Origin of the sequence: Candidatus Ruthia magnifica str. Cm (Calyptogena magnifica), from assembly GCF_000015105.1 — a bacterium.
GTDB classification, from domain to species: domain Bacteria; phylum Pseudomonadota; class Gammaproteobacteria; order PS1; family Pseudothioglobaceae; genus Ruthia; species Ruthia magnifica.
In genome coordinates this window covers 1-25,649 of sequence record NC_008610.1, presented here as the reverse complement: position 1 = coordinate 25,649, position 25,649 = coordinate 1, and the positions used below count along the sequence as shown (strand labels likewise).

Sequence of the window (25,649 nt, the reverse complement as noted above, 5' to 3'; positions counted from 1 at the left end):
GAAAATAAACATGGCTAATTTAAAAATACAAAATTTAGAAACTGGTACAGGTGCTATTTGCAAAGTTGGCGATTCTGTCTCAATGCATTACACTGGCTGGCTCACCAATAGCAAAAAGTTTGACTCTAGTATTGATAGAAACAAGCCTTTTGATTTTAAACTTGGTGTTATACAAGTCATTGCTGGCTGGGACCAAAGTATTAATGGTATGCGCGTTAGTGGTAAGCGTAAACTCACCATTCCTTCAAAACTAGCTTATGGAGAGATAATAGGGTACAGGCGATCTTATTCCACCAAATGCTACACTAGTTTTTGAAGTTAAATTATTAGCCATTCAATAATTCATCCTAACTAATACAAACCAAACAACAATGAACGATGATTTCCCACGAATAAAAAGACTACCTTCTTATGTTTTTGCAGTTACTAACGAACTAAAGACCAAGGCTAGAGCTCGTGGTGAAGATATTATTGACTTTGGCATGGGCAATCCAGATCAGCCAACACCTGATCATATTGTTGAAAAACTGGTAGAAGCAGCACGTCGTAAAGACACTCATCGTTATTCTACTTCCCGCGGTATTCCACGATTACGAAAAGCCATTGCCAATTGGTATAAAAGACGCTTTGATGTTGATATTGATCCAGAAACTGAAGCCATTGTTACTATTGGCTCTAAAGAAGGGCTGTCTAATCTAGCACAGGCAGTTGTGGGTAGTGGCGATACGGTATTAGTGCCTAATCCTGCATATCCTATTCATCCGTATGGATTTGTGATTGCAGGTGCAGATATTCAGCATGTTCCTTGTGGTCCGGATGATGATTTCTTAACAGAATTAGAACGTTCTATTAAAAACACTTGGCCAAAGCCAAAAATTATGGTTTTAAATTATCCTTCCAATCCAACCACACAATGTGCTGAATTGGACTTTTTAAAAAAAGTTATAAAAATTGCCAAAGAACATAAAATTTGGGTGGTTCAGGATTTGGCCTATGCAGACATTGTATTTGATGATTACATAGCGCCTAGTATTTTACAAGTAGAAGGCGCTAAAAAGATTGCTGTTGAGTTTTTCTCGTTGTCAAAAAGCTATAACATGCCAGGTTGGCGTGTGGGCTTTATGGTGGGCAACCTAACCTTAGTGGATGCGCTTGCAAAAATTAAATCTTACTTAGATTATGGCATGTTCACTCCCATTCAAATCGCCGCTATTGAAGCGCTAGAAGGAGATCAAAGCTGTGTAAAAGAAATATCTAATATGTACCAAGACAGACGTGATGTTCTTTGTGGTGGTTTGAGATCAGTTGGTTGGGTGGTGACACCGCCTAAAGCCACGATGTTTGTTTGGGCAAAAATTCCTGAATTTTATCAATACATGGGCTCATTAGAATTTACCAAAAAACTGCTAAAAATCGCAAAAGTTGGCGTATCACCTGGCATCGGTTTTGGAAGTTATGGCGATCAATACGTACGTTTTGGACTGATTGAAAATGAACATCGAACCCGCCAAGCAATCCGAGGCATTCGCGAAATGTTTAGACAAGATGGCTTGCTATAAAAACGAATTTGATGCAAATTCAAAATCATGAAACTATCAGCCATTAAATTCAAAAACTCTAGTCATAAATGCTTAACGCTATTAGGTATGTCAGGCGTGGGTAAAACACACTTAGCAAAACTCCTTAGCTATCAAGATAAATACTTTCATTATTCTGGAGATTATCGCATTGGCGCTGAATATTTGAATGATAAAATTTTAGACAACATAAAGAACTACATCCGACAAGACAAATGGCTAAAAGACCTGCTGGATAACGAATCTATCAGCATTCAAAATCACATTACCTTTGATAATTTATCATCAGTATCTGCTTTTTTAGGTAAAGCTGGTAATCCTGAGTTAGGTGGTACACCAATTGGCACTTTTATTGCCCGTCAAACGATGCACTTAAACGCAGAAACAAAGGCCATGCTTGACGTACCACAATTTATACAAAAAGCAAAAACACAAGGATTTAATCATTTTATTAATGATGCAGGTGGCAGCCTGTGTGAATTAGACAATGAGCAGGTATATCAAACCCTAGCTAACAACACAGTAATTCTCTACATTAGAGCCAGCAAAACCAACGAAACCGCTTTGGTTGAATGTGCACAAACACATCCAAAACCTTTGTATTATCAGGCTAATTTTCTGAAACAACAATTGAGTATTTACCTACAAAAAAACCAGTTAATTTATGTCGCACAAATAGATCCAAACGAGTTTGTACGCTGGGTATTTCCACGCTTGCTTGAACACCGCAAGCCAAAATATGAAGCCATTGCTAAAAAATATGGTTACACCATTGATAGTGAGGGCCTGTATCGGTGCAAGAATGCTGATGAAGTCTTTGAGCTTATTTATGGAGCAATGAACTAATGCCACTAATTGCACATTCAAACTTGCCTGCTTTTTCACGCCTTAAAGATGAAGGTGAAACCATTCTATCAAAAGACAGGGCAAACAACCAAGTCATTCGTGAATTACATATTGGCTTATTAAACATGATGCCAGATGCTGCACTTGAAACAACCGAACGCCAATTTTTTCGCCTTGTTGGGCATTCTAACCAAATTGCACAATTTTATCTACATCCATTTACACTATTGTCAATCAAGCACGGAAAAACAACAAGTAAACACGTCAAACAACATTATCAAACTTTCGTAGATATTAAAACCCAAGGACTTGATGCGCTGATTATTACAGGCGCACATATTGAACAAGAAGATTTACAAAAAGCACCTTTCTATGAAGAATTAAAAGAAGTAGTTGATTGGTCGTATAACCACGTTACTTCAACATTATGCTCGTGTTTAGCGACGCATGCCGTCTTGGAGTTTAGATATGGACAAAAACGTCAAGCCATTGGTGAAAAGTGTTGGGGTGTATTTCCACACCAAGTACTAGACCGACAACACCCTTTAATGAATGGCGTGAATACACGCTTTGATGTTCCACATTCTCGCTTTAATGAAATTTCAAAAACACAATTTGATACTACTGGGGTTAAAATTTTGGTTGAAAGTAAAATTGGTGTACACTTAGGAGTTAGCGAAGATTTATTAAGAATTGTATTTTTCCAAGGCCATCCAGAATACGACACTATTAGCTTATTAAAAGAATACAAACGTGATATTATTGCCTTTTTAAAAAAAACACGAGATGACTATCCACCTTTTCCTGAACACTATTTAACCGAACAAAGTAAAGCTATTCTCAATGAGTACAAAACCAAACTTTTATCCTCAGAATTTAGCATTACAGATTTTCCTGAGCAACTAATTAGTAAAACCCTAAATAATACTTGGAGTAACGCCACTAATGTTATCATCAATAATTGGATTGGTTGCGTTTATCAAGTAACTCATGAAGACATTGATAAGCCATTTATGGATGGTATTAATCCACACGACCCGCTTAATTTAAAATAGTGCGCCCAATCTCAAGGCCACTACTGAAATGGTTTGATAAATTTGGTCGTCATTACCTACCTTGGCAAACGGAACAAGACACGCCAAACAATACTTATCATGTTTGGCTGAGTGAAATCATGTTGCAACAAACTCAAGTAACAACGGTTATTGATTATTTTAATAATTTTATTCAGCATTTTCCAACATTGGTCTCCTTAGCCAGAGCTTCTGAAGATTCAGTATTAGCTCAATGGGCAGGCTTAGGATATTACTCCAAAGCAAGAAACATACACACAACTGACAATATTATCATGAACCAATACCAAGGCAATTTTACAACTAAATTTAAACAAATAATTGACTTGCATGGTGTGGGCGAATCCACAGCAGGTGCTATTTTATCCATTAGCTTTAATCAAAACTATGCCATACTTGATGGCAATGTTAAACGTGTACTTTCAAGATACCATCAAGTTAAAGGTCATTACGGACAAAGCAAAACACTTAAAGAACTTTGACACTTAGCCAAATATCATACGCCTAATGAACACAATGCAGACTATACACAAGCCATCATGGATCTAGGCGCAACCCTGTGCACCCAACGTAAACCAGATTGTGAACAGTGCCCAATCCGATCTGATTGCTTGGCACAACAAACTAACACTCAAAATAAATACCCAAAGAAAAAGCCAAAGAAAAACAAAGCCACACGCTCAATTGCCATGCTAATTTTTAAAGATGAACACAATATCTATCTACAAAAACGCCCAAACAATGGCATTTGTGGTGGGTTATGGAGCTTTGTAGAATGCGCAGATAATGACAAAGACATTCAGCAAACCATAGCTGATCTTCACCCATCAGCTATGGTAAAAAAAAATCTAATCACTTTTAAACACAGATTCACCCACTATCATTTACTCATTCACTGCCAGGATGTCAAAGGTGAATTCAAATCTTTATCTCGGTTAAATATTGGCGTACCAAAACCAGTTGATAACATCATCTGCCAATTAAACTAAAATAAACGTTTATGAAACTCATTCGTGGCTTACAAAATTTAAAATCTCATTTTGGCAGTGTCGTTACCATTGGCAACTTTGATGGTGTTCATATAGGACATCAAAAAATTATCAAAACTTTGGTTAAAAAAGCACAAATCATGAATTTACCATCAGTGCTTATTTCATTTTCACCAACGCCACAACACTTTTTTGGACATATGCAAGCCACATTAAGTAGTTTTAAACAAAAACACGCCTTGCTTACAAATCTTGGACTAGAGGAATACTTGTTAATTAACTTTAATACGCCATTCTCACAACTTTCTGCTGATGCCTTCATTCAGCAGATTCTGCTAAAAAAACTCAATATTAAACACTGTATAGTTGGCGATGATTTTCGTTTTGGCGCCAACCGAACAGGTGATTTTTCTTTACTACAAACTTTTGATTTTGAAGTAGAAAAAACACCTACCGTGCTTCACAACTTTCACAGAGTTAGTAGTTCAAAAATCAGACAATCACTTAAAAAAGGTGATTTTAACTTAGCAAATCAGCTATTAGGACGAGAATTTTCAATCTCAGGAAAAATCATTCATGGCCAAAAACAAGGCAGAGCTATCGATTTTCCCACCATTAATATTCTCATTAAAAGAAAAATAAGCCCATTATTAGGCGTGTTTGCCGTTAATGTAGAATTAAATGGTAAGATTTATAACGGTGTATGCAATCTTGGTAAACGCCCCACAATTGGGGGCGAAATAATTTTATTAGAAGCTTTTTTATTTGATTTTAACAGCCAGATTTATGGTGAAAATGCCAAGACTGTATTCAAATATAAAATTCGTGATGAACAAAAATTTGATTCTTTTTCAGCACTAAAACGACAAATAAAGTCAGACGTTAAAGATGCCAAAAACTTTTTTGGACTCTGAGTAGCCTTCTTTAAGAATTTTTTTATCAAGTTGAGAAAATAAATCAATAACTTGATAAGAGTTAAGTCTTAAAGCTTTATAATATCTAAATATACAACTATTTTAATTTTTAAAATAAACGTAGGTGCTACTTACAGTTTTTTCGCTAAAGCTCTTTGAGATAAATCTAATTTATTTTTTTTATTCAAGTCAAAACTTACACAAAGTGGTATATGAATTAATTATCTAAACTTAACATATTTCATTGCACCTATTTTAAGAGCAGGCAATAAAAATGAAAACACATAAGAATAATCCACTAATGGTGATTGGCCTATCTAACTGGTACTGGTATTATTCACGATCCTATAAGTTTCCAGCTAAGTGTTTTAGTTGCCATAAATGGCACAATATCGCTATATGCAAAAGGATAGCTTTCTGGAACAGTCCAATCTTGTTTTTTAAGTGTAATGGTTTGTATATTATAGGGTAAATTATAAAAATCTGCACCGAATTTTGAGGCAAATCCTTCTAACTTATCTATTGAATTTTGGCATTCAAAAACCATCGCATAAAGTTCAATGGCACAATGTGCGGTAAAAATACCAGCACAACCACAAGCAGACTCTTTATTCGCCTTAGTGTGTGGTGCAGAATCTGTACCTAAGAAAAATTTAGAATTGCCACTAGTTACAACGTCTAATAGTGCTAATTGATGAGGATTCTTACGCTTTAAAACTGGCAAACAAAAATAATGTGGCTTGATACCACCCATCAACATATCATTTCTATTGAGCAAAAGATGATGTGGTGTAATAGTTGCTGCTATTTTATGATGACTTGCCAAAACAAAATCAACGGCGTCTTTAGTGGTAATATGTTCAAATACAATTTTCAACTCAGGAAAATCACTCACCACTTGATTCAAGACCTCATCAATAAAAACTGCCTCGCAGTCGAAAATATCCACTTCAGCACGCGTTACTTCACCGTGCACCAAAAGTGGTATGTCTAATTTTTGCATACTCTCCAGTGTCGGATACAGTTTGGCAATATTGGTCACACCACTATCAGAGTTAGTCGTTACCCCTGCAGGATACAACTTAGCTGCTACAACGCTATTATCAATCGCTTCTTGAATGTCTTTAGGTGTGGTATTGTCAGTCAAATATAAAACCATCAATGGGTTAAATTTGCTGCCCTTTGGCAGAGCAGATAAAATTTCCTCTTTATAAGTGCATGCCTGAAGAGCGTTAGTCACAGGTGGGTTTAAATTAGGCATAATAATTGCTCTACCCATTTGCGCTGCTGTCATACCAATAATTGATTTTAATGCTGCACCTGAACGCACATGCAAATGCCAATCATCCGGTTGAATCATTTTAAATTGCATAAATTGCTCCTAATACCCTTTCGCTCTTAGCGCCTGTTACCGACGGTAAATTTGACGGTAAACCTGCTAAAGTTCGTTGAGCAAAAAAACCAAATGCAGCAGCTTCTACATAATCCACAAATACACCCAAATCATTAGTTAATGTAACTTTGCTATCAGGGTTTTGATAAACCAAACGCTCAAATAAAAATAAATTGTGTACACCACCACCACATAAATACGTATCTGCACCTAAGGGAATGTTTGCAGAAATACTCATCACTGAGAGCTCTATTAGCGTTCTTTGTACATCTTCAGGTTGCTCAGTGCCATTTAGATGTTGCGAGAGCCAGTCTAAATTAAAATATTCTGGACCTGTGCTTTTAGGGTAGCCTTGATAAAAATAATCATCTGCAAGCATTGAATTTAATAAGGATTCATTCACTAGTCCAGAACGCGACCAAACACCGTCCTGATCATAATCCAATCCTTTGTTCTTTTTTATCCAGTTATCTAGTAATGTATTAGCAGGACCTGTATCAAACCCGACTACTCCACCATTAAAACTATGAGTGATATTAGCAATACCACCCAGATTAATAATTACGCCGTCTTTGCCATTAAGTATATGCTGATGATAAAGCGGTGTGAGTGGTGCGCCTTGCCCACCAGCGGCTACATCTTGCATACGAAAATCAGCCACTGTGGTAATACTTGTTTGTTCGGCAATCAATGCACCATGTCCAATTTGCATTGAATACTTACCACCCTTATGGAAAATACTTTGACCATGTGAGCCAATTGCTTTGATATTCTTTACCTTAAGCCCTGCTTGTTGCAATAATAAATATACTGTATCAGAAAAACAATTCGCCACTTGAATGTCAATATTAGCCAGATTTTCTAATAAAGTTTTTGAATTTTGGGTAAGTTCTAATAGGCTTTTCTTTAGCTTGTCAGAATAGGGTAAATAAGCTTGTGTTAGTACTTTCCTACCCATTCCATTGATAATAACTCCATCAACACCATCAAGACTAGTACCAGACATTAAGCCGATGTAGTTAGCCATGACATTTTTTATATTTTTTTCCTGAACCACAAGAACAAGGATCATTTCGCCCTACTTTTTTCTTTCTTTTTTGAAATTTATTTTGTTTCGCAATTTCTAATTCAGCGTCATTAACACCCAAGGTTTCAACTTCTTCATGCTGAACCTGCACACCTTCATTATTTTCCTGTTCAACATCTGATACATTGGTATTTTCATTAATAGTAACGCTTGATAGAGATTTAACAATTTCAATATTAATGGTGTCTAGCATCGAGGTAAACATAGCAAACGATTCGTGCTTATATTCTTGCGTTGGATTTTTTTGCACATAACCACGTAAATTAACACTTTTGCGTAAATAATCCATAGCTGCTAAATGCTCTTTCCAATAGTGATCAAGAGTCTGCAACATAACTGATTTTTCAAATTCACGCATAGGTTTAGTACCAACGATTTTTTCTTTATGGTCACAAATTGTACTGAGTCCTTGAATAATTCTTAATTGTAATTCATCAATATCAATACCCTCATCAAGCCATTGTTTTAATGGAAAATCAGCTGAATAGTCTAATTTTAGTGCATTATGTAAGCCTTCAACATCCCAATCCTCTTCCATCAATTCAGCTGAAATATAGTCTGCAAAAAACTGCTCAATGACTTTTACTCTAATACTAATAAAACGATCTTGAACATCGCTGACACTCATCAAATCATCACGTAATTGATAGATAACTTTTCTTTGATCACTGGCAACATCATCATATTCTAAAAGGTGTTTACGTGCATCGTAGTTCATACCTTCTACCTTTCTTTGGGCGTTTTCAATAGCTCGATTGACCATTTTATGCTCAATCGCCTCGCCTTTTTCCATGCCCAATTTTTGCATCATAGATGCCATTTTTTTGCTGGCAAAAATGCGCATTAAATTATCTTCTAATGACAAATAAAAACGCGTTGAACCAACATCTCCCTGACGGGCAGCACGACCACGTAATTGATTATCCACTCGACGTGACTCATTACGTTCTGTGCCCACAATATGTAAGCCACCTGCTTTAATAACGTCGTCATGCTGAATTTTCCAATCAACTTTTTGCTTATCAGTTGCCTCTTCAGACAATTTACCACCAAGTACAATATCCGTACCTCGACCTGCCATATTAGTCGCAATGGTCACTGCACCGATACTACCGGCATTAGCAATAATAATTGCCTCTCTCTCATGCTGTTTAGCATTTAAAACTTCGTGTTTGATATTGTTTTTTTCTAATAGGGTTGAAATTAATTCTGAATTTTCAATACTGCTAGTACCTACCAAAACTGGCTGTCCAATTTGCTGGCAATTGGCAACATCAAATGCAATAGCTTCAAATTTTTCTTGTGTTGTTAAATAAATTTTGTCTGATTTATCTGCACGTGCTGACGGTTTATTAGGTGGAACAACTAAGGTTTCCAGACCATAAATATCTTGAAATTCCACAGCTTCAGTATCGGCAGTACCTGTCATACCTGAAAGTGTTGTGTAAAGTCTAAAATAGTTTTGAAAAGTAATTGAGGCAAGCGTCTGGTTTTCCTTTTTAATGCTCACTCCTTCTTTAGCTTCAATAGCCTGATGTAGCCCTTCTGACCAACGACGACCTGGCATAGTCCTGCCAGTAAATTCGTCAACAATCACAACCTCGTCATCTTGCACAATATAGTCCACATCTTTTTGGAATAAAATATGCGCACGTAATGCTGAATTAATATGTTGCATTAGTAAAATATTGCTCGCATCATAAAGACTAACACCCTCTGGTAAGGCTTCAGCATCAATTAATAAGTGCTCAGCTTTACCATGACCATCATCAGTCAAAAACACTTGCTTGTGCTTTTCATCAACGGTATAATCACCCGCCACTTCAATGACTATTTCTTTGCCTTCTCCATTTTCTATTTGCTTTGTAAAATTAGGAATCATATGGTTAATAGTCTGATAAATTTGTGCATAATCATCCACTGGACCAGAAATAATCAAAGGCGTTCTAGCCTCATCAATTAAAATAGAATCCACCTCATCCACAATGGCAAAATTAAGTATACGTTGCACTTTTTGCTCAGAAGTAAATGCCATATTGTCACGAAGATAATCAAAACCCAACTCATTATTAGTTGCATAAGCAATGTCACACAGATAGGCTGATTGCTTGTCTTCATGTGCCATATTTGAGACAATAACACCCACACTCATGCCTAAAAAATCAAATACTTTGCCCATCCATTGTGCATCACGAGTTGCTAAGTAGTCATTCACAGTGACTATGTGTACGCCTTTACCGCTAAGCGCATTAAGATAGGCAGGTAGAGTTGCCACTAAAGTTTTACCTTCGCCTGTGCCCATCTCTGCGATATTACCATCATTAAGTACCATGCCACCAATGAGTTGCACATCATGGTGTCTAAGATCTAATACTCGTGTTGATGTCTCACGAATCACGGCAAACGCCTCAACAAGAATTGAATCTAGGGTCTCTTTATTGTTAATTCTATCTTTAAATTCTTGGGTTTTAGATTTGAGTTGTTCGTCACTAAGTGCTTGCATTTTTGACTCCAATTCAGTAATTTTATCAACAGTTTTGTACAATACCTTAATGAATCGATCGTTTCTAGAACCAATAATTTTTGATAAAACTTTATTTAAAATACTCATATAGGATATGTTTAAATTAATTTAAATAACCCATTTTCTCATAGATATACAAATGTGTCAGTATAAAGCCCTAACAAATCTTGCAAGTTTTATGCCTAGTGGCCAACTTGGGCAACTATTTGCCCAAGCAAAGACCTATAATCAAATCAACATTGAGTTGGCTAAGCTTTTACAAGATACATTAAAACCACTTGAATTATGTTTAATTAGGGATAACACAGCAACATTAATAACTCATAACCAAGCCATTGCCTTTAGAGCTCAAAAGCAATTAGTGACATTGCTAGAACTTTTGATACAAATACCAGCGCTTGTGTCTATAACACACGTAGAAATCAAAATTAATATCAACAAATAGCTCTCATAACAATTATCTATTATATAAAGCTGATATACATTATAATGATTTGGGTCTAAAATTAGATTTTATTTCGATTTTTCAAAATAAAGGATTGTAACCCTATGTCAAAACAAGAGATAGACTTAAAAAAAAGACGTTTTTTAACGGGCGCTACAAGCGTAATTGGTGCAGTAGGTGTTGGTTTTGTGTTGGTGCCATTTTTATCATCATGGATGCCTTCAGCAAGAGAAAAAGCTGCTGGCGCACCAGTTGATGTTGATATTAGTAAGTTGGATAATGGACAATTAGTTAGGGTTCTATGGCGAAAAAAGCCCGTTTGGATTTTTAAACGTGATAAAACAACCATTGAAAATTTAAGTACGTTGAATAGTATCTTAACCGACCCTGACAGTAATAAACTCTCTCAACAACCAGAATACGCTAAAAATATTTATCGCTCAATTAATCCTAATATTGCCGTTATTGTTGGTGTTTGTACCCATTTAGGCTGTTCGCCAACCTATCGACCTAAACTAGGCTCTGCCGATCTTGGTGGAGATACATGGAAAGGTGGTTTTTACTGTCCCTGCCATGGCTCTAAGTTTGACTTAGCAGGTAGAGTTTATGCTGGCGTTCCAGCACCAACAAATTTGGTTATTCCACCTTATTATTTTGTCGCAGATTCTCTCATTAGAATTGGCATTAACCCAAAAGCATAATCAGGAGAATAGGATGAATAACAATAAAAACTGGATTAATCAAAGATTCCCACTAACCAAAGTTTGGAACGAGCATTTAGCAGAATATTACACTCCTAGAAATTTTAATTTTTGGTATTTTTTTGGTTCATTGGCTATGTTAGTATTGGTCATGCAGATTGTAACAGGCATTTTTTTAACTATGCACTTTAAACCTGATGCAATACATGCCTTTGCTTCAGTTGAATACATTATGCGTGATGTTAACTGGGGTTGGCTCATTCGCTATCTACACTCAACAGGCGCCTCTGCTTTTTTTATTGTTATTTATTTGCACATGTATCGTGGTTTACTTTATGGCTCATACAAAGCCCCGCGTGAATTGATTTGGATTTTAGGTATGGTACTATATATTGCATTAATGGCAGAAGCCTTTATGGGCTACGTATTACCATGGGGACAAATGTCATATTGGGGCGCACAAGTGATTATCTCACTATTTGGCTCTGTGCCCGTATTTGGCCCAGACATTCTAACCTTTATCTTAGGTGACTATGCAGTTGGCGACCCTGTTTTAAATCGATTCTTTTCATTACACGTGATTACTTTACCGTTAATTTTAGTTATTTTGGTGTTTTTGCACATTGTGGCATTACACACAGTGGGCTCAAATAATCCAGACGGGATAGAAATCAAGAAAAATAAAAACAAAGATGGCATTCCTAAAGATGGCATTCCATTTCATCCATATTACAGTGTTAAAGATATTGTTGGCGTGATAGTATTTTTAATGATTTTCTCAGCTGTTGTATTTTTCGCCCCAGCAATGAATGGCTATTTTTTAGAAAATGCTAATTTTGTTGAAGCAAACCCACTTAAAACACCTAGTCATATTGCACCACTTTGGTACTTGACACCTTTTTACTCAGTATTAAGAGCCATTCCGCCTATGTTTAGTTCACAATTCCCAGGTGTTGTTGGCATGTTTTCAGCATTATTAATTTTAATTGCACTTCCGTGGTTGGATAAATCTAGCGTGAAATCAATCCGTTATCGCTCATGGCCTTATAAAGTCGCTCTAGGAATTTTTGTTATCAGTTTTGTCATACTTGGTTACTTAGGCATGCAGCCAGTAACACCAATTAATGCACTATTAGCAAGAATATTTACAGTCACTTATTTTGGATTCTTTATCTTAATGCCTTGGTTTACCTCCATTGGAAAAACAAAAATAGTGCCAACAAGAGTAACGGAGTAAATGATGAAAAAACAATTACATGTAATACTTATAATATCGATTATAACCTTCTATTTTAATGTCTTAGCATCAACTGAAGTTCATTTAGATCATGCTAATACTGACATAAATGATAAAAAATCGTTACAAAGAGGTGTAAAGTTATTTATGAATTACTGCTCTGGTTGTCATTCAATCCAATTTATGCGCTACAATCGTATTGGAAAGGACTTATTCTTAGATGATGTCATTGCTGCTTATGAGAAAGCAAAAATAGCTGTGTTAAATAATCAATCACTAAAACATGATGATTTTGTGGCTCTTTCAAGAGCACTTGATAGTGAAATTACTAGCCCCGACCAAGCTAAAAGTTTTTTAAAAAAAATTTCTAAAGAAGAAATTGAAGAAAACTTAATGAAAGCCACTGATAAAGAGGTTGAAAAAAATCTAATATTTACCAACGAAAAAGTGGGTTCACTAATTACTTCAGCCATGTCTATTTCTAATGCAAAACAATGGTTTGGCAGTAATCCAGACTTGTCTTTAGTGTCACGTTCAAAAGACGTAGATTGGATATATTCCTATTTACGTGGATTTTATAAAGACGATTCACGTGTGTTTGGTGTAAACAACCATATACTAGAAAACGCCTCCATGCCAGATGTTCTATGGCAATTGAAACAAAACAAATCTAGCAAAGAATTTGAACAAGATATCAGAGATATTAGCAATTTTCTAGACTATGTTGGTGAGCCAGCTAAACTAGTACGATTTGACCTTGGTATTAAAGTATTGGGCTTTTTGTTTATCTTGTTCATTTTCTCCTATTTAATGAAAAAAGAATATTGGAAAGATATTAAGTACGGCAAATGGCGTACTAAAAATTAATTTCTAATACAAGTAAAGTTCACTCTATAACAGCGTCTTAAAAAACACTGTTATTATTATTTTTTAATAATAATTATTATGTTAACAAAACCTAATCCATCTTCAACAACGCTTTATTCTTCACCACAAGATATACAGTCTCATGCAGTACGCTTCATCATGGCTGAAAAAAATATTGAAAGAGGGGTATTAAATTTAAAGCTTGAAGAAATTCCTGAAGAAATTCTAGAGCTTAATCCATATCAATCATTGCCTACTTTGTTTGATAGAGGTATTGTTTTATACGACCTTTCAGTGGTGATGGAATATCTTGATGAACGTTTTCCGTTCCCACCATTACTACCTGTGGACCCTATTGAAAAATCAGAGAAAAGATTGCTTATCTTTAGATTTACCAGAGCACCTGGTTGTTTGTTTGAATTGGTAAACAACATTGAATTAGGCATCAAAAAAGACGCCAACAAAGCACGTAAAATTCTAAAAAATAATCTAATTGAATTGGTGCCTTTATTTGCTTATAAAGCCTTCTTTAAGAGTGACAATATGACTATTGTTGATGCTTGTCTAGGCGCTTTATTATGGCGTTTAAAAAAACTTGATATTGTGCTAGGCACACCAGGAAAAGCCGTTACAAATTATGCAAATAGACTTTTTTCTAGAGAAAGCTTCAAAATAAGTCTAACCGATTGTGAAAGAGAATACAACTAAAAAACATGTCTGTATTGTGTTCTACTTAAAGCTTATCACGCAACTCCATCACCTATTTTTTACTGGTTGTGTTAAAGAAATTTTAACACAACCAGATTATTCTAAATATTACTAGAAACACAATCTATAACCTATAATAATTATAATCTTAGCTTTAAAGTAATATTTTCTAAAAAATAAGTTAACACTTTATGCCTATCAATGCGATTGCTATCATTTATACAGGTAAAAAATGACGAAGGTATATTTTTTTAAATTGAAACCAAACTTAAAACTGTTTGATTAAATCACTAATAGGATTTTTTTAACTTTTCTTTCAAATGACGCTAAATGATTTTGATTAAACACATTGATATCAATATCCGTATGTTGCTTGATTGCTTGTGCATTTTTCAAAAAATTAGGTTGAATCTGATTCAACACCAACATGCTTATACTAAGCCCGCAACTCTGCGCAGAGTTAATGCTAAGTAACGCTTGATTAACTGCACCTAACTCATCTTTAATCACTAGCACTACTGGCATATCAAGTGCTTGAATTAAATCACTGTTTAATGCTTGTCTCGCTATTGGAGAAAGTAATCCACCCGTCCCTTCAACAATAACAAATTCATCTGACATACAAGCATCAACTAAATCATCTAAAGTAAGTTTTAATCCCGAGTCTTGGCTTGCCATTTGCGCACTACTACACGATTCTAACTTATATCGGCACACCTTGTCAATTGGCTCATTAATATTACAAGCCTTGGATAATAACAAGGCATCCTTTGGAATTAGCCGCCCATTCTTATTTTCACAATCACTTTCAACTGGCTTTCTAGCACTAACCTTAAGAGTGTTTGACAATAATCTAATTAAATATTGGGCAACAAATGTTTTACCAACATTGGTACCACTACCACTAATGAATAATCCTTTCATGAATAATAATTTTAACAGCAAAAATGTATAATACCACCCATGCTAAATAACTTAAAAACCCTGTTCTGCGGACTTTCATTAAACTCACCCATTGTCCTTTTATCAGGCTGTGTTGGCTTTGGTGAAGAGTATACACGAATTGATGGATTTTCTAATACCGATGTAGGTGCTATATGTCTTAAAAGTACAACTCTAGAGCCAAGACTTGGCAATATCCCTCATAGAGTATGTGAAACGCCTAGTGGTATGATAAACGCTATTGGTTTGCAAAATCCAGGTACGGATGTGGTGATTAACGATATTATACCGAATTTAGATAAAACTGAAACACATTTTATTATTAATATTTCTGGTTCATCCATTGAGGAATATGGCGAAATTACTAAACGCTTTGATAACACAAATATTGACGCAATTGAAATTAACATCTCTTGTCCAAATGTTAGAGAAGGCGGCGTAACATTTGGTAATGACCCAGATATCTCTTATCGAGTTGTTGATATTTGTCGGAAAAATACCTCAAAGCCAATTATCACTAAATTATCACCCAACCAAACTGATATTGCTTTAAACGCTCAACGTTGTATTGATGCAGGTACTGATGCTTTAGCAGTGATTAACACACTTATGGGTATGAGTATTGATACTAAAACCAAAAAACCAATCATTGGTAATAATCAAGGTGGTTTATCTGGCCCTGCTATTAAACCAATCGCTCTGTTAAAAGTACATCAAGTTTATCAAGTTAGTAAACATTACAATGTGCCCATAATTGGTCAAGGTGGCATTACCACTGCTAACGATGCAATAGAATTTATCATCGCAGGTGCAGCAACTATTGGCATAGGTACAGCACTGTTTTATGATCCATTAGTGTGTCATAAAATCAATGATGGTATTAGTGAATATTTAAACGAAAATAACTTAAACAATATTGGTGATTTAGTTGGTATATTAGAGCTCAATTCATCCATATAAGTCTGTGATCCTAATATGAACAAAAATACCTTATGAACTCAGAATATAACGCTCAAAAAATTGAGGCGCAAGCGCAAAAATATTGGCAAGAAAATAAATCTTTTGAAGTTAGTGAAGACACTTCAAAGGAAAAATATTACTGCTTGAGTATGTTTCCATACCCATCTGGGAGCTTGCACATGGGTCATGTGCGTAATTATAGTATTGGCGATGTTATTTCTCGCTATCAAAAAATGCAAGGCAAAAATGTCATGCAACCGATTGGCTGGGATGGGTTTGGTCTACCGGCTGAAAATGCTGCATTAGAGAATAAAGTTTCTCCAGCCAAATGGACTTATGAAAATATAGATTATATGAGAGATCAGTTAAGTAAACTAGGTTTTGGCTATGATTGGTCACGAGAAATTGCTACTTGTCACCAAAAATATTATCGCTGGGAACAATGGTTATTCATTAAATTATTTGAAAAAGACTTGGTGTATAAGAAAAATGCTATTGTTAATTGGGACCCTGTTGATCAAACCGTATTAGCAAATGAACAAGTGATTGATGGGCGTGGATGGCGTTCTAATGCACTGATTGAGAAAAAAAAAATCTCACAATGGTTTATGCGTATCACAAATTATGCCGATGAATTAATTTATGGTTTAGATAAACTCGATGGTTGGCCAGATGCGGTTAAAACTATGCAAAAAAATTGGATTGGTAAATCTGTTGGCCTAGAGGTTGACTTTCCTAGACATAATGCCGATTCGATTAAAGTTTACACCACTCGTCCAGACACACTCATGGGTGTTACCTACCTAGTTATCTCTAGTGAACATCCTATTGCGCTTGAGGCTGGCAAAAATAATCCACAAGTTCAAGCTTTTATTGACGAATGCAAAACCATACAAATCACCAAAGAAACAATGAAAACCATAGATAAAAAAGGTATTGACTTAGGAGTAAAATGTATACATCCAATTACAAGCGATGATGTGCCTATTTGGATTGCTAATTTTGTTTTAATTGGCTACGGTACGGGTGCAGTTATGAGTGTTCCTGCACACGATAAAAGGGATTATGAATTTGCAAAAAAATATGGTATTGCCATAAAAAAAGTTATTAATGAAAATATAAGTATTGATAAAAATGCTATGACAGATAAAGGTGTATTGTTTAATTCAGGTGAATTTAACGGCTTGAATTTTGACCAAGCCTTTAACGAAATTGCTAAGACCTTAACAGATAAAAATTTAGGTAGGAAAAAAACAAACTACCGCCTACAGGACTGGGGTATATCACGTCAACGTTATTGGGGCTGTCCAATCCCCATTATTAACTGCCAAAATTGTGGAATAGTGGTAGTGCCTGAAGCTGACTTACCAGTTGTCTTACCTGAGGTAATGAGTTTTGATAGTGTTGGCTCGCTCATCAAAAAAATGCCAGAATTTTATCAAACTACTTGCCCAAAATGTGGCAAGATGGCACAACAAGAAACTGATACTTTAGATACTTTCTTTGAATCATCTTGGTATTTTGCCCGCTACACTTGCAAAGATAATAACGATAAAATGTTAGATAAGCGTGCTAATTATTGGCTAGCAAATGGTGGTGTAGATCAGTATATTGGTGGCATTGAGCACGCTATTTTACACTTACTATATGCTCGATTTTTTAATAAATTATTGCGTGATGAAGGTTTTATTAAAAATGACGAACCTTTTAAAAATTTACTCACCCAGGGGATGGTGCTCAAAGATGGTGCTAAAATGAGTAAATCCAAGGGTAATACTGTTGATCCTGCACAAATGATTGAAAAATATGGTGCTGATACAGTGCGCTTATTCATCTTATTTGCCGCACCACCAACCCAAAACCTAGAATGGAGTGATTCAGGCTTAGAAGGTGTACATCGATTTATTAATAAGGTTTACCGCTTGATTATGGATTTTATCCAAGATCATAAAAGTCATGCTATTGGTACTTTGAATAATTTTGACAAAGCTCAAAAGGACATACGCCTAAAAACCCATCAAACACTTAGTAAAATTACCGATAATATGAGCCGTAGATATTTATTTAATACCGTTATTGCCGCACTCATGAAACTGTGTAACACCTTATCAAAATTTAATGATACCAGCAAAACTTCTATGGCGATCCGTCAAGAATCTATCCACATTCTACTTAAAACTTTAAGTCCAATTGCACCTCATCTTTGCCATTATTTATGGAAAAAATTAGGCAATATAAAAGCAATTATCAATGAACCATGGCCAAATGTTGATAAATCAGCACTAGTTCAAGATAAAATGCAAATCATTGTTCAAGTCAATGGAAAATTACGTACTAAATTAATGTTCAGTACTGATGTAGATAATGCACAAATTGAAGCACAAACATTGGCAAATGAGAATATTACCAAATTTACTAAAGGTAAAATTATCGTTAAAGTGATTATCGTGCCTAATAAATTAGTTAATATTGTTGTTAAATAAGTCTTTATTGAATACATATAAAACAAGGACTTACTTTAAAAAGTAGAAGTGTTTTATGTTTAAATTCTCAGTTGTAAGAAAGTTCGTGACTAAGGTTTTAATATGGTTTTTCTTTCTGTAGAAAATTGTAATATTGAACAAGTTCTTTTTATCCACAACTATAAACATCATTGAATATTTATTCACTTATATTGACTGTTATAACGCTTATAATTCTGCTTTTAAGAGAAATAGTGTAGTAATAGAAAGAAAAATTCAATCTGACATAATATTAGCAAGAACAAAGCTAAATTTATAATCATAAATGGCGTTAAAAATGTGAAAAAATTATCACTAAAGTTCCAGAAAAACTTGAATCTGCGCACTCAAAATTTACTTAATTGTTGCACCTTGATAAATATAGATAGTTATGGATAATAAGCACTGAGTGTCTCTTTTATAAAAACCTAGCTATATTATATAGAACTTTTTTAAAGTATTGTGTGTCTAAGCAGATCTAAAAAATATAAGGAAAAATTAATTTATAATGAAGTTTGAAATAAATATTAACAGTAAGATATTTTTCTAAAAGTATCACTAAAATTTAGTTTCAAATGGATTCATGTTGTTTGTATCTGCTTAAAAGAAAAATTTACTTATTTTTAATCATTTTTTTGATAATCGGATAAAGAATAATTTCCATTGCTATGCTCATTTTTCCACCTGGAACAACGATAGTATTGCGTCTGGACATAAATGAGTTGTTAATCATACTACATAAGTATACAAAATCAACTGGTGTTTTGTTTAAATCATTAAAGCGAATCACCACAAAACTTTCATCTGGTGTTGGAATGTCTCTAGCAATAAAAGGATTGGACGTATCTACCGTTGCAACACGTTGAAAATTAATATCTGTCTGAGAGAATTGTGGTGTTATATAGTTAATATAGTCTGGCATTCTACGTAAAATGGTATCAACTATTTCTTCTTCTGAATAGCCCCTTTCTGCATTATCACGATGAATTTTCTGAATCCATTCAAGATTCACACTGGGAACAACGCCAATTTTTAAGTCACCATGTTGTGCCATATCTATATCATCTGTAACTACTGCACCATGTAAACCTTCATAAAATAATAAATCCGTAGTATCATCTACTTTTTTCCAGGGGGTAAACTCTCCAGGGCTTAAATAGGTACTTAAACGTTGGTTGTATTCGACAGCTTCTTCTTCAGAGTGTAAATAATAACGACGGTCACATTTACCTGTTTTTCCATAATCTTTGAAAGTTTGTTCTATTTTTTCAAATAAATTAGCATCTGGACCAAAATGAGAAAAGAAATTATTACCTAAATCTTCTTGTTTTTTAACATTTTCCTTCATTGAGGTTCGATCATATTTGTGAAAACTATCCCCCTCTAGAATCAAAGGATTGATACTTTCTTTTCTAAAAATATGCTCAAAGGCACGTTTAATAAAGGTTGTTCCAGCACCTGATGAGCCTATTACTACAATAACTGGGTGTTTTTTTGACATATTTGTCTCCTTATTTGTATTTTATTTTTTTTAAAAATATAAGTTATCAACTAACAAGGCATTGTTCTCAATAAAGTTTCTTCTAGGTTCGACTTTATCACCCATTAGGGTTGAGAAAACTTCATTAGCAACAATAGAATCTTCAATTTTAACTTTAAGTAGGGTTCTTTGTTCAGGATCCATGGTAGTTTCCCAAAGTTGTTCAGGATTCATTTCACCTAAACCTTTGTATCTTTGGAAACTTTGACCTTTTTTAGCATCTTTAATCAAAAAATCAACTACATGACTAAAACGATCAACTTTGACTTGTTTATTTTTCTTTTCAATATAAGATTCTTGAGTAATCATACTTTCAATTTTTTTAGAAAAATCTTTAATGGCCTGATAATCAAGAGAACTGAAGAATGCTGCATTTAGTGTTTTATGTTCAGTATTAACTCCATACACGCATAATGTATGCTCAACTTCATTAGAAATAGCATTAAAAGTAACTATATGTTTTTGTGCTGGCGTTATATCTTTGTTTAATTTTTCAGTTAAATTTGCACACCAAGTGTTCATATTTTTTTGATTGGTTAAATCATCAATAGGTGTTGAACTTGCAATTACTTTGAGTAGAGCTAAATTATAACGTTTATACAATTTATCAATAATGGTATTTATTTTGTAATATTCTTTTACTAAAGATTCTAATGCCATGCCTGAAATAGCAGGCGTTTCTTTTGATAAAAAGAAATATGCATCATTAATTGCTTCTTGTAATAAATAATCATTTAATTCTTGATTATCCTTTAAATAGCATTCTTGCTTACCTTTTTTGATTTTGTATAAAGGTGGTTGTGCAATATACAAATATCCATTTTCAATTAATTCTGGTAAATAACGATAGAAAAAGGTTAATAATAGAGTGCGAATATGTGCACCATCTACATCCGCATCTGTCATAATTACAATTTTATGATAACGCAACTTAGTAATATCGTACTCTTCTTTTCCGATACCACAACCTAGTGCAGTAATTAAAGTGCCCACTTCTATTGAAGATAATATTTTTTCAAAGCGAACTTTCTCAACATTTAATATTTTTCCCTTTAAAGGTAAAATAGCTTGTGTATGCCGATCACGGCCTTGTTTAGCAGAGCCACCTGCAGAATCACCCTCAACTAAAAAAATTTCACTTTTAGTAGGATCTTTTGTTTGGCAATCGCTTAATTTTCCAGGTAAATCAGCGATATTGAGCATACCTTTACGACGGATTATTTCTCTTGCTTTTCGAGCTGCATTACGCGCATGTGAAGCGTCTAAAATTTTTCTAATAATAATTTTTGCTTCTATTGGATTTTCTAATAAATAGTCACTTAATTTTTCATTCAGTGCTGATTCAACAGGTGCTCTAACTTCACTTGATACTAATTTATCTTTGGTTTGTGATGAAAATTTTGGATTAGGTATTTTAATACTAATAATCGCTGTTAAGCCTTCACGAGTATCTTCACCTGTAATTGAAATTTTTTCTTTTTTAGCAATGCTGGAATTATTAATATAATTATTAAATGTTCTGGTTAATGCACCTCTAAAACCAGCCAAGTGACCACCCCCATATTTTTGTGGAATGTTGTTTGTAAAACAATAAATATTTTCTTGATAAGAATCAGACCATTGTAATGCTACATTAATTTCAATATCATCACGTTGTGCATTGATTGTAATAATATTATTAAAAATTGGATTTTTTGCTTTGTTAAGATATCTTACAAATTCTTTAATACCACCTTTATATTTAAAAAAATCTTTCTTTCCTGTTGATAATTCTTTAACTTGAATATGAACACCTAAGTTTAAGAAAGATAATTCACGAATACGATTTACTAAAATATCATATTTAAATTCAGTAATTGAAAAAATATCAACATTGGGTTTAAAGTGAATGGTTGTACCTGTTTTGTCTGATTTTCCAATTACTTTTATAGGTTCATTAGGTACACCAATATTATAATGTTGAAAATAAATTTTACCATTACGGTACACAGTTAATTCAACCCATTCACTCAGTGCATTAACAACAGATATACCCACGCCATGTAATCCACCTGATATTTTATAAGAGTTGTCATCAAATTTACCTCCTGCATGGAGCATAGTCATAATTACTTCTGCTGCAGATATTCCCTCTTTAGGATGAATATCAACAGGAATACCACGACCATTATCGTTAACAGAAATTGATAGATCTTCGTGAAGAGTAATATTAATTTTTGAACAAAATCCAGCTAAAGCTTCATCAATAGCATTATCAACAACTTCAAATATCATGTGATGCAATCCAGTACCATCATCTGTATCACCAATGTACATGCCAGGACGTTTTCGAACTGCATCCAATCCTTTTAAAATTTTAATACTAGAAGCTTGATATTCTTGTGATTGTTTTTCCGACATAAGCGCTGTAAATAAATAAAATAATTATACCATGCAAACAGATAGATCCTGTTTGCTTATGGTTTATACTGTTATGTTTAACATGGACAAAGTAGTATATTATCAAAATATTTCTTTTAAATTAAATAAAAATTTAAAACTGTTTTTATGATGGCTTTAATTTAAAAATTTGGATAATATAATGTATAAACTTTTTGGTTTAATCTGATTTTAATTAAATAAAATAATTTATATAAAAAGATATGGTATTTTGTTTTTCGTGTACTAATTCATTAGTTTTTTCAATCATAATTCAAATATTAAATACGCATAGGCATGACAACATATTGGTAAATATCATCATTCATACTACTTAATAAGCAGGATTGGCTTTTTCCATCCGGAACTATCATATTAATTTCATTGGTGTGTAATTTTTCTAAAATTGAAATTAAGTAATTAATATTAAATGCAATTTCAATTTCTTTATCAAAATTTTTAATATTAATTTGCGTTTTTGCTTGTCCTCTTTCAGAATGTGAAAAAATATGTAATTTAGAGTTTTTAAATACTAATTTAACTCCTTTAGTTCGTTCTTCAACAAAAATTGAGGCTTGTTGTAATGAGTTTAGAAAAGCTAGGCGGTTAATAATGATAATATTGTTAAAATTTGTTGGAAGTACTTGTAAATAGTTAGGAAAATTGCCATCAATTAATCGACTAATAATAGTCGTGTTATTACTAATAAGATAAAAATAATTATCTGATAAATGAATGTCAATTTCTTTATATCCATTTTTGTTAAGTAGTTTGGTTAATTCGAACACTGCTTTTCTTGGTAAAATGACTGATTTTTTATTGGATAAGTTATGGGTTTGTTTTACTTTTCCAATAGAAAGTCGATGACCATCAGTTGCAACAACAACAATGCTATTTTTGTCAATTTCGAGATATAAACCATTTAAGTAAGTTCTAATATCTTGGCTACCCATTGAAAAACTAGTATTTTCAATTAAATCTTTTAAAACATGTCGTTTTATTTTAATAATATCGCTGTTTTTTATTTTTGGTAATGACGGAAAATCTTGATGATTGGATGTGTTGAGTTCAAATGAATTTTTATTAACTTTGATGTAAATTTTAGAACTTTCAATGATAAATTCAATGATTATATCTTCTGATAATTTTTTTATAATATCAATTAGGTCTTTTGCATAAATAGTAAAAGAAATTTCTTCTTGGTTTTTTATAATTTGAGAGGCTCTTATTTCAATTTCCATGTCGGTTGTAGTTAAAGTTAGTAAATTATCTTTAAGTTGGATAAGGACATGAGAAAGAATAGGTAATTTTTGTTTTTTTTCAACTACACTAATAACTATTTGCAATGGGGTAAGTAGTTCTTTAACGGTGAGTTGTATGTTCATCAAAAAATCCTTTTTAGAAAGTTATTATTATTATTAGTGTAGTTATTTTATGTTGATAATGGTTATTTTTCTTTTAAAAATAAAGTTTTAATCTATTGATAAAATTTAAGTATTTTATGTAAAAAAATGTGGATATGTGTATAAATTTTGTAAAGTGTTTAAGTTATTAGTGTTGTTCATAGTTAGTTAGATAAGTTGGTTGTATATATGTTTATAAGTTAGCTAGTTTTAATTTTATTAACTCGTAATCATTTTTTATTTCAATGTTTTCTAGGTGTTTTTCTTTGATTTTTTTAATTGCATGTAAAACGGTGGAATGATCTCGATTTCCAAAATGTTTTCCAATTTTACTTAGTGATAAAGAACTTAATTCATGGCAAATGAATATTGCCATTTGTCTGGCAAGTACCATGTGTTGTTTACGAGATTTTGAACTTAAATCAGAGATGGTTAAAGCATAATGTTTAGCCACCTCTTTTTGTATATCATTAATATCAATGTTTTTAATTTGGGGTTTGATTAAATCACCTAAGGCTGTTTCGACAATCTCTTTAGAAATAAAATCATGATTTATTTTTGAAAAATCAACAAAAGCTTTGAGTTTAAGAAGAGCCCCTTCAAGGTCTCTAACATTAGAAGCAATATGAGTAGCAATAAATAAAGCAGTGTCTTCTGTTAAGTTGATGTTAATTCTTTTATTTTGTGATTTTTTAAGCAAAATAGCAGCACGCATCTCTAATTCTGGGGGAGTTAAATGTAGGTTTAAACCTTGTGAAAATCGAGTTTTTAAACGATTTTCTAGTGATTTTATGTTTTTAGGCGATTGATCGCAGGTAAAAATAATTTGCTTTTTACCATTAAATAGGAAATTAAAAATATGAAAAAACTCTTCTTGAGATTTTTCCTTTCCTGCAATTAAATGAATATCATCAACCAATAATAAATCAGCAGACTGATAAAAAGTTTTAATATTTTCAATAGTATTGTGCCTCAGGCTAGAGGTAATATTTCTAACAAAATCCATCAAGGGTACGTAAATCACTTTAATATTTTGATTTTTTTCTTTTGATAAATGTCCAGCGGCTTGCATTAAGTGTGTTTTTCCAAGTCCTGAGCCTCCATAGATAATAAAAGGATTATAGGGCGAGGTTTTTATATTTTCAGCAATTTGTTTAGTTGCGCCATAGGCCATTTGATTGGCATTGCCCAGTATTAAATTATCAAATGTATAGTCTTCAAATAAAGGAGTGATATGCTGTTGGGTATTTTGATTAGATGCAATACTTATAAAAATTTTTAAATTTTTGTTGTGTTGTGCAACCGCATTTTTGATTTGAGCTTTTAGGTGTTTATTAATGTAATTAAGAACTTGTGAATTGGGTGCTAATAAAGATAAGGTGTTGTTGTTTTCAAGTGCTTTTAAGGGTTGTATCCATACACTATATTGAGAAAGGGGAATACTGTCTCTAAGAGTGTTTAAACATTGTGACCAAGTTTGTGACATAAAAGCTAAATTAAAATAAGTAATGATATACTAAAGCA

General features: G+C 33.4%; 21 protein-coding genes and 1 pseudogene. 14 read left to right on the top strand and 8 right to left on the bottom strand.

From position 1 onward, the window contains the following. Positions 1-10: 10 nt before the first annotated feature. From RMAG_RS00115 to ribF, 7 genes and pseudogenes are all read left to right on the top strand, one after another. Positions 11-341: pseudogene (locus RMAG_RS00115) on the top strand (FKBP-type peptidyl-prolyl cis-trans isomerase). A 30-nt stretch (positions 342-371) separates the two neighbouring features. Next, complete coding sequence (alaC, locus tag RMAG_RS00110) at positions 372-1,559, top strand: alanine transaminase (RefSeq protein ID WP_011737449.1); 1,188 nt, start codon at positions 372-374, stop codon at positions 1,557-1,559. A 27-nt stretch (positions 1,560-1,586) separates the two neighbouring features. Next, positions 1,587-2,423: a hypothetical protein gene (locus RMAG_RS00105; protein ID WP_011737448.1), complete on the top strand. Its 837-nt coding sequence runs from the start codon at positions 1,587-1,589 to the stop codon at positions 2,421-2,423. Further along, on the top strand, positions 2,423-3,478 hold the full coding sequence (gene metA, locus RMAG_RS00100; protein WP_011737447.1) for a homoserine O-succinyltransferase MetA: 1,056 nt from the start codon (positions 2,423-2,425) through the stop codon (positions 3,476-3,478). The genes RMAG_RS00105 and metA overlap by 1 nt, the downstream gene beginning before the upstream one ends. Next, on the top strand, positions 3,478-3,978 hold the full coding sequence (locus RMAG_RS05935) for an HhH-GPD family protein (RefSeq protein ID WP_235093625.1): 501 nt from the start codon (positions 3,478-3,480) through the stop codon (positions 3,976-3,978). The genes metA and RMAG_RS05935 overlap by 1 nt, the downstream gene beginning before the upstream one ends. Positions 3,979-4,035: 57 nt before the next feature. Continuing rightward, the gene (locus RMAG_RS05930) at positions 4,036-4,485 is read left to right on the top strand and encodes an NUDIX domain-containing protein (protein ID WP_235093629.1); all 450 of its coding nucleotides are present in this window, start codon (positions 4,036-4,038) and stop codon (positions 4,483-4,485) included. A gap of 11 nt (positions 4,486-4,496) precedes the next feature. Then, a complete protein-coding gene (gene ribF / locus RMAG_RS00090; RefSeq protein WP_011737446.1) occupies positions 4,497-5,399 on the top strand; it encodes a bifunctional riboflavin kinase/FAD synthetase in 903 nt (300 codons plus the stop codon). A 337-nt stretch (positions 5,400-5,736) separates the two neighbouring features. Here the strand turns inward: ribF and pyrC are convergent, their stop codons facing one another. Genes pyrC through secA form a run of 3 tightly spaced genes read right to left on the bottom strand, consistent with a single transcriptional unit; the run spans position 5,737 to position 10,490 of the window. Next, positions 5,737-6,771 (bottom strand): dihydroorotase, encoded by a 1,035-nt coding sequence (pyrC, locus tag RMAG_RS00085; RefSeq protein ID WP_011737445.1) that lies wholly within the window; start codon positions 6,769-6,771, stop codon positions 5,737-5,739. Beyond that, positions 6,761-7,819 (bottom strand): anhydro-N-acetylmuramic acid kinase, encoded by a 1,059-nt coding sequence (locus RMAG_RS00080; RefSeq protein ID WP_011737444.1) that lies wholly within the window; start codon positions 7,817-7,819, stop codon positions 6,761-6,763. The genes pyrC and RMAG_RS00080 overlap by 11 nt, the downstream gene beginning before the upstream one ends. Beyond that, positions 7,812-10,490, bottom strand: coding sequence for a preprotein translocase subunit SecA (secA, locus tag RMAG_RS00075; protein ID WP_011737443.1), 2,679 nt, complete (start codon positions 10,488-10,490; stop codon positions 7,812-7,814). The genes RMAG_RS00080 and secA overlap by 8 nt, the downstream gene beginning before the upstream one ends. Positions 10,491-10,542: 52 nt before the next feature. Between secA and RMAG_RS00070 the strand changes: the two genes are divergently transcribed. The 5 genes from RMAG_RS00070 to RMAG_RS00050 all read left to right on the top strand — a co-directional run bounded on the left by RMAG_RS00070 (position 10,543) and on the right by RMAG_RS00050 (position 14,361). Further along, complete coding sequence (locus RMAG_RS00070) at positions 10,543-10,848, top strand: hypothetical protein (protein ID WP_011737442.1); 306 nt, start codon at positions 10,543-10,545, stop codon at positions 10,846-10,848. 104 nt (positions 10,849-10,952) lie between these two features. Continuing rightward, positions 10,953-11,549, top strand: coding sequence for a ubiquinol-cytochrome c reductase iron-sulfur subunit (gene petA / locus RMAG_RS00065; RefSeq protein WP_011737441.1), 597 nt, complete (start codon positions 10,953-10,955; stop codon positions 11,547-11,549). Between the two features lie 13 nt (positions 11,550-11,562). Then, positions 11,563-12,786, top strand: a complete 1,224-nt coding sequence (locus tag RMAG_RS00060) for a cytochrome b (RefSeq protein WP_011737440.1) — start codon at positions 11,563-11,565, stop codon at positions 12,784-12,786. A gap of 3 nt (positions 12,787-12,789) precedes the next feature. Then, positions 12,790-13,653, top strand: a complete 864-nt coding sequence (locus tag RMAG_RS00055; RefSeq protein WP_011737439.1) for a cytochrome c1 — start codon at positions 12,790-12,792, stop codon at positions 13,651-13,653. Positions 13,654-13,731: 78 nt separating this feature from the next. After that, entirely contained in the window at positions 13,732-14,361 is a 630-nt protein-coding gene (locus RMAG_RS00050) for a glutathione S-transferase N-terminal domain-containing protein (RefSeq protein WP_011737438.1), read from the top strand. A gap of 282 nt (positions 14,362-14,643) precedes the next feature. Here RMAG_RS00050 and bioD read toward each other — a convergent pair whose 3' ends face one another. Beyond that, positions 14,644-15,285 (bottom strand): dethiobiotin synthase, encoded by a 642-nt coding sequence (bioD, locus tag RMAG_RS00045; protein ID WP_011737437.1) that lies wholly within the window; start codon positions 15,283-15,285, stop codon positions 14,644-14,646. 39 nt (positions 15,286-15,324) lie between these two features. Here bioD and RMAG_RS00040 point away from each other — a divergent pair, with 39 nt between their 5' ends. After that, complete coding sequence (locus RMAG_RS00040; RefSeq protein WP_011737436.1) at positions 15,325-16,263, top strand: dihydroorotate dehydrogenase; 939 nt, start codon at positions 15,325-15,327, stop codon at positions 16,261-16,263. A 32-nt stretch (positions 16,264-16,295) separates the two neighbouring features. Continuing rightward, entirely contained in the window at positions 16,296-18,746 is a 2,451-nt protein-coding gene (gene leuS, locus RMAG_RS00035) for a leucine--tRNA ligase (protein ID WP_011737435.1), read from the top strand. A 631-nt stretch (positions 18,747-19,377) separates the two neighbouring features. Here the strand turns inward: leuS and RMAG_RS00030 are convergent. From RMAG_RS00030 to dnaA, 4 genes are all read right to left on the bottom strand, one after another. Next, positions 19,378-20,265 (bottom strand): phosphoribulokinase, encoded by an 888-nt coding sequence (locus RMAG_RS00030; RefSeq protein WP_011737434.1) that lies wholly within the window; start codon positions 20,263-20,265, stop codon positions 19,378-19,380. Positions 20,266-20,295: 30 nt separating this feature from the next. After that, on the bottom strand, positions 20,296-22,704 hold the full coding sequence (gyrB, locus tag RMAG_RS00025) for a DNA topoisomerase (ATP-hydrolyzing) subunit B (RefSeq protein ID WP_011737433.1): 2,409 nt from the start codon (positions 22,702-22,704) through the stop codon (positions 20,296-20,298). Between the two features lie 299 nt (positions 22,705-23,003). Next, complete coding sequence (gene dnaN / locus RMAG_RS00020) at positions 23,004-24,107, bottom strand: DNA polymerase III subunit beta (RefSeq protein ID WP_011737432.1); 1,104 nt, start codon at positions 24,105-24,107, stop codon at positions 23,004-23,006. 211 nt (positions 24,108-24,318) lie between these two features. Continuing rightward, positions 24,319-25,611: a chromosomal replication initiator protein DnaA gene (gene dnaA, locus RMAG_RS00015; protein ID WP_011737431.1), complete on the bottom strand. Its 1,293-nt coding sequence runs from the start codon at positions 25,609-25,611 to the stop codon at positions 24,319-24,321. Positions 25,612-25,649: the final 38 nt, after the last annotated feature.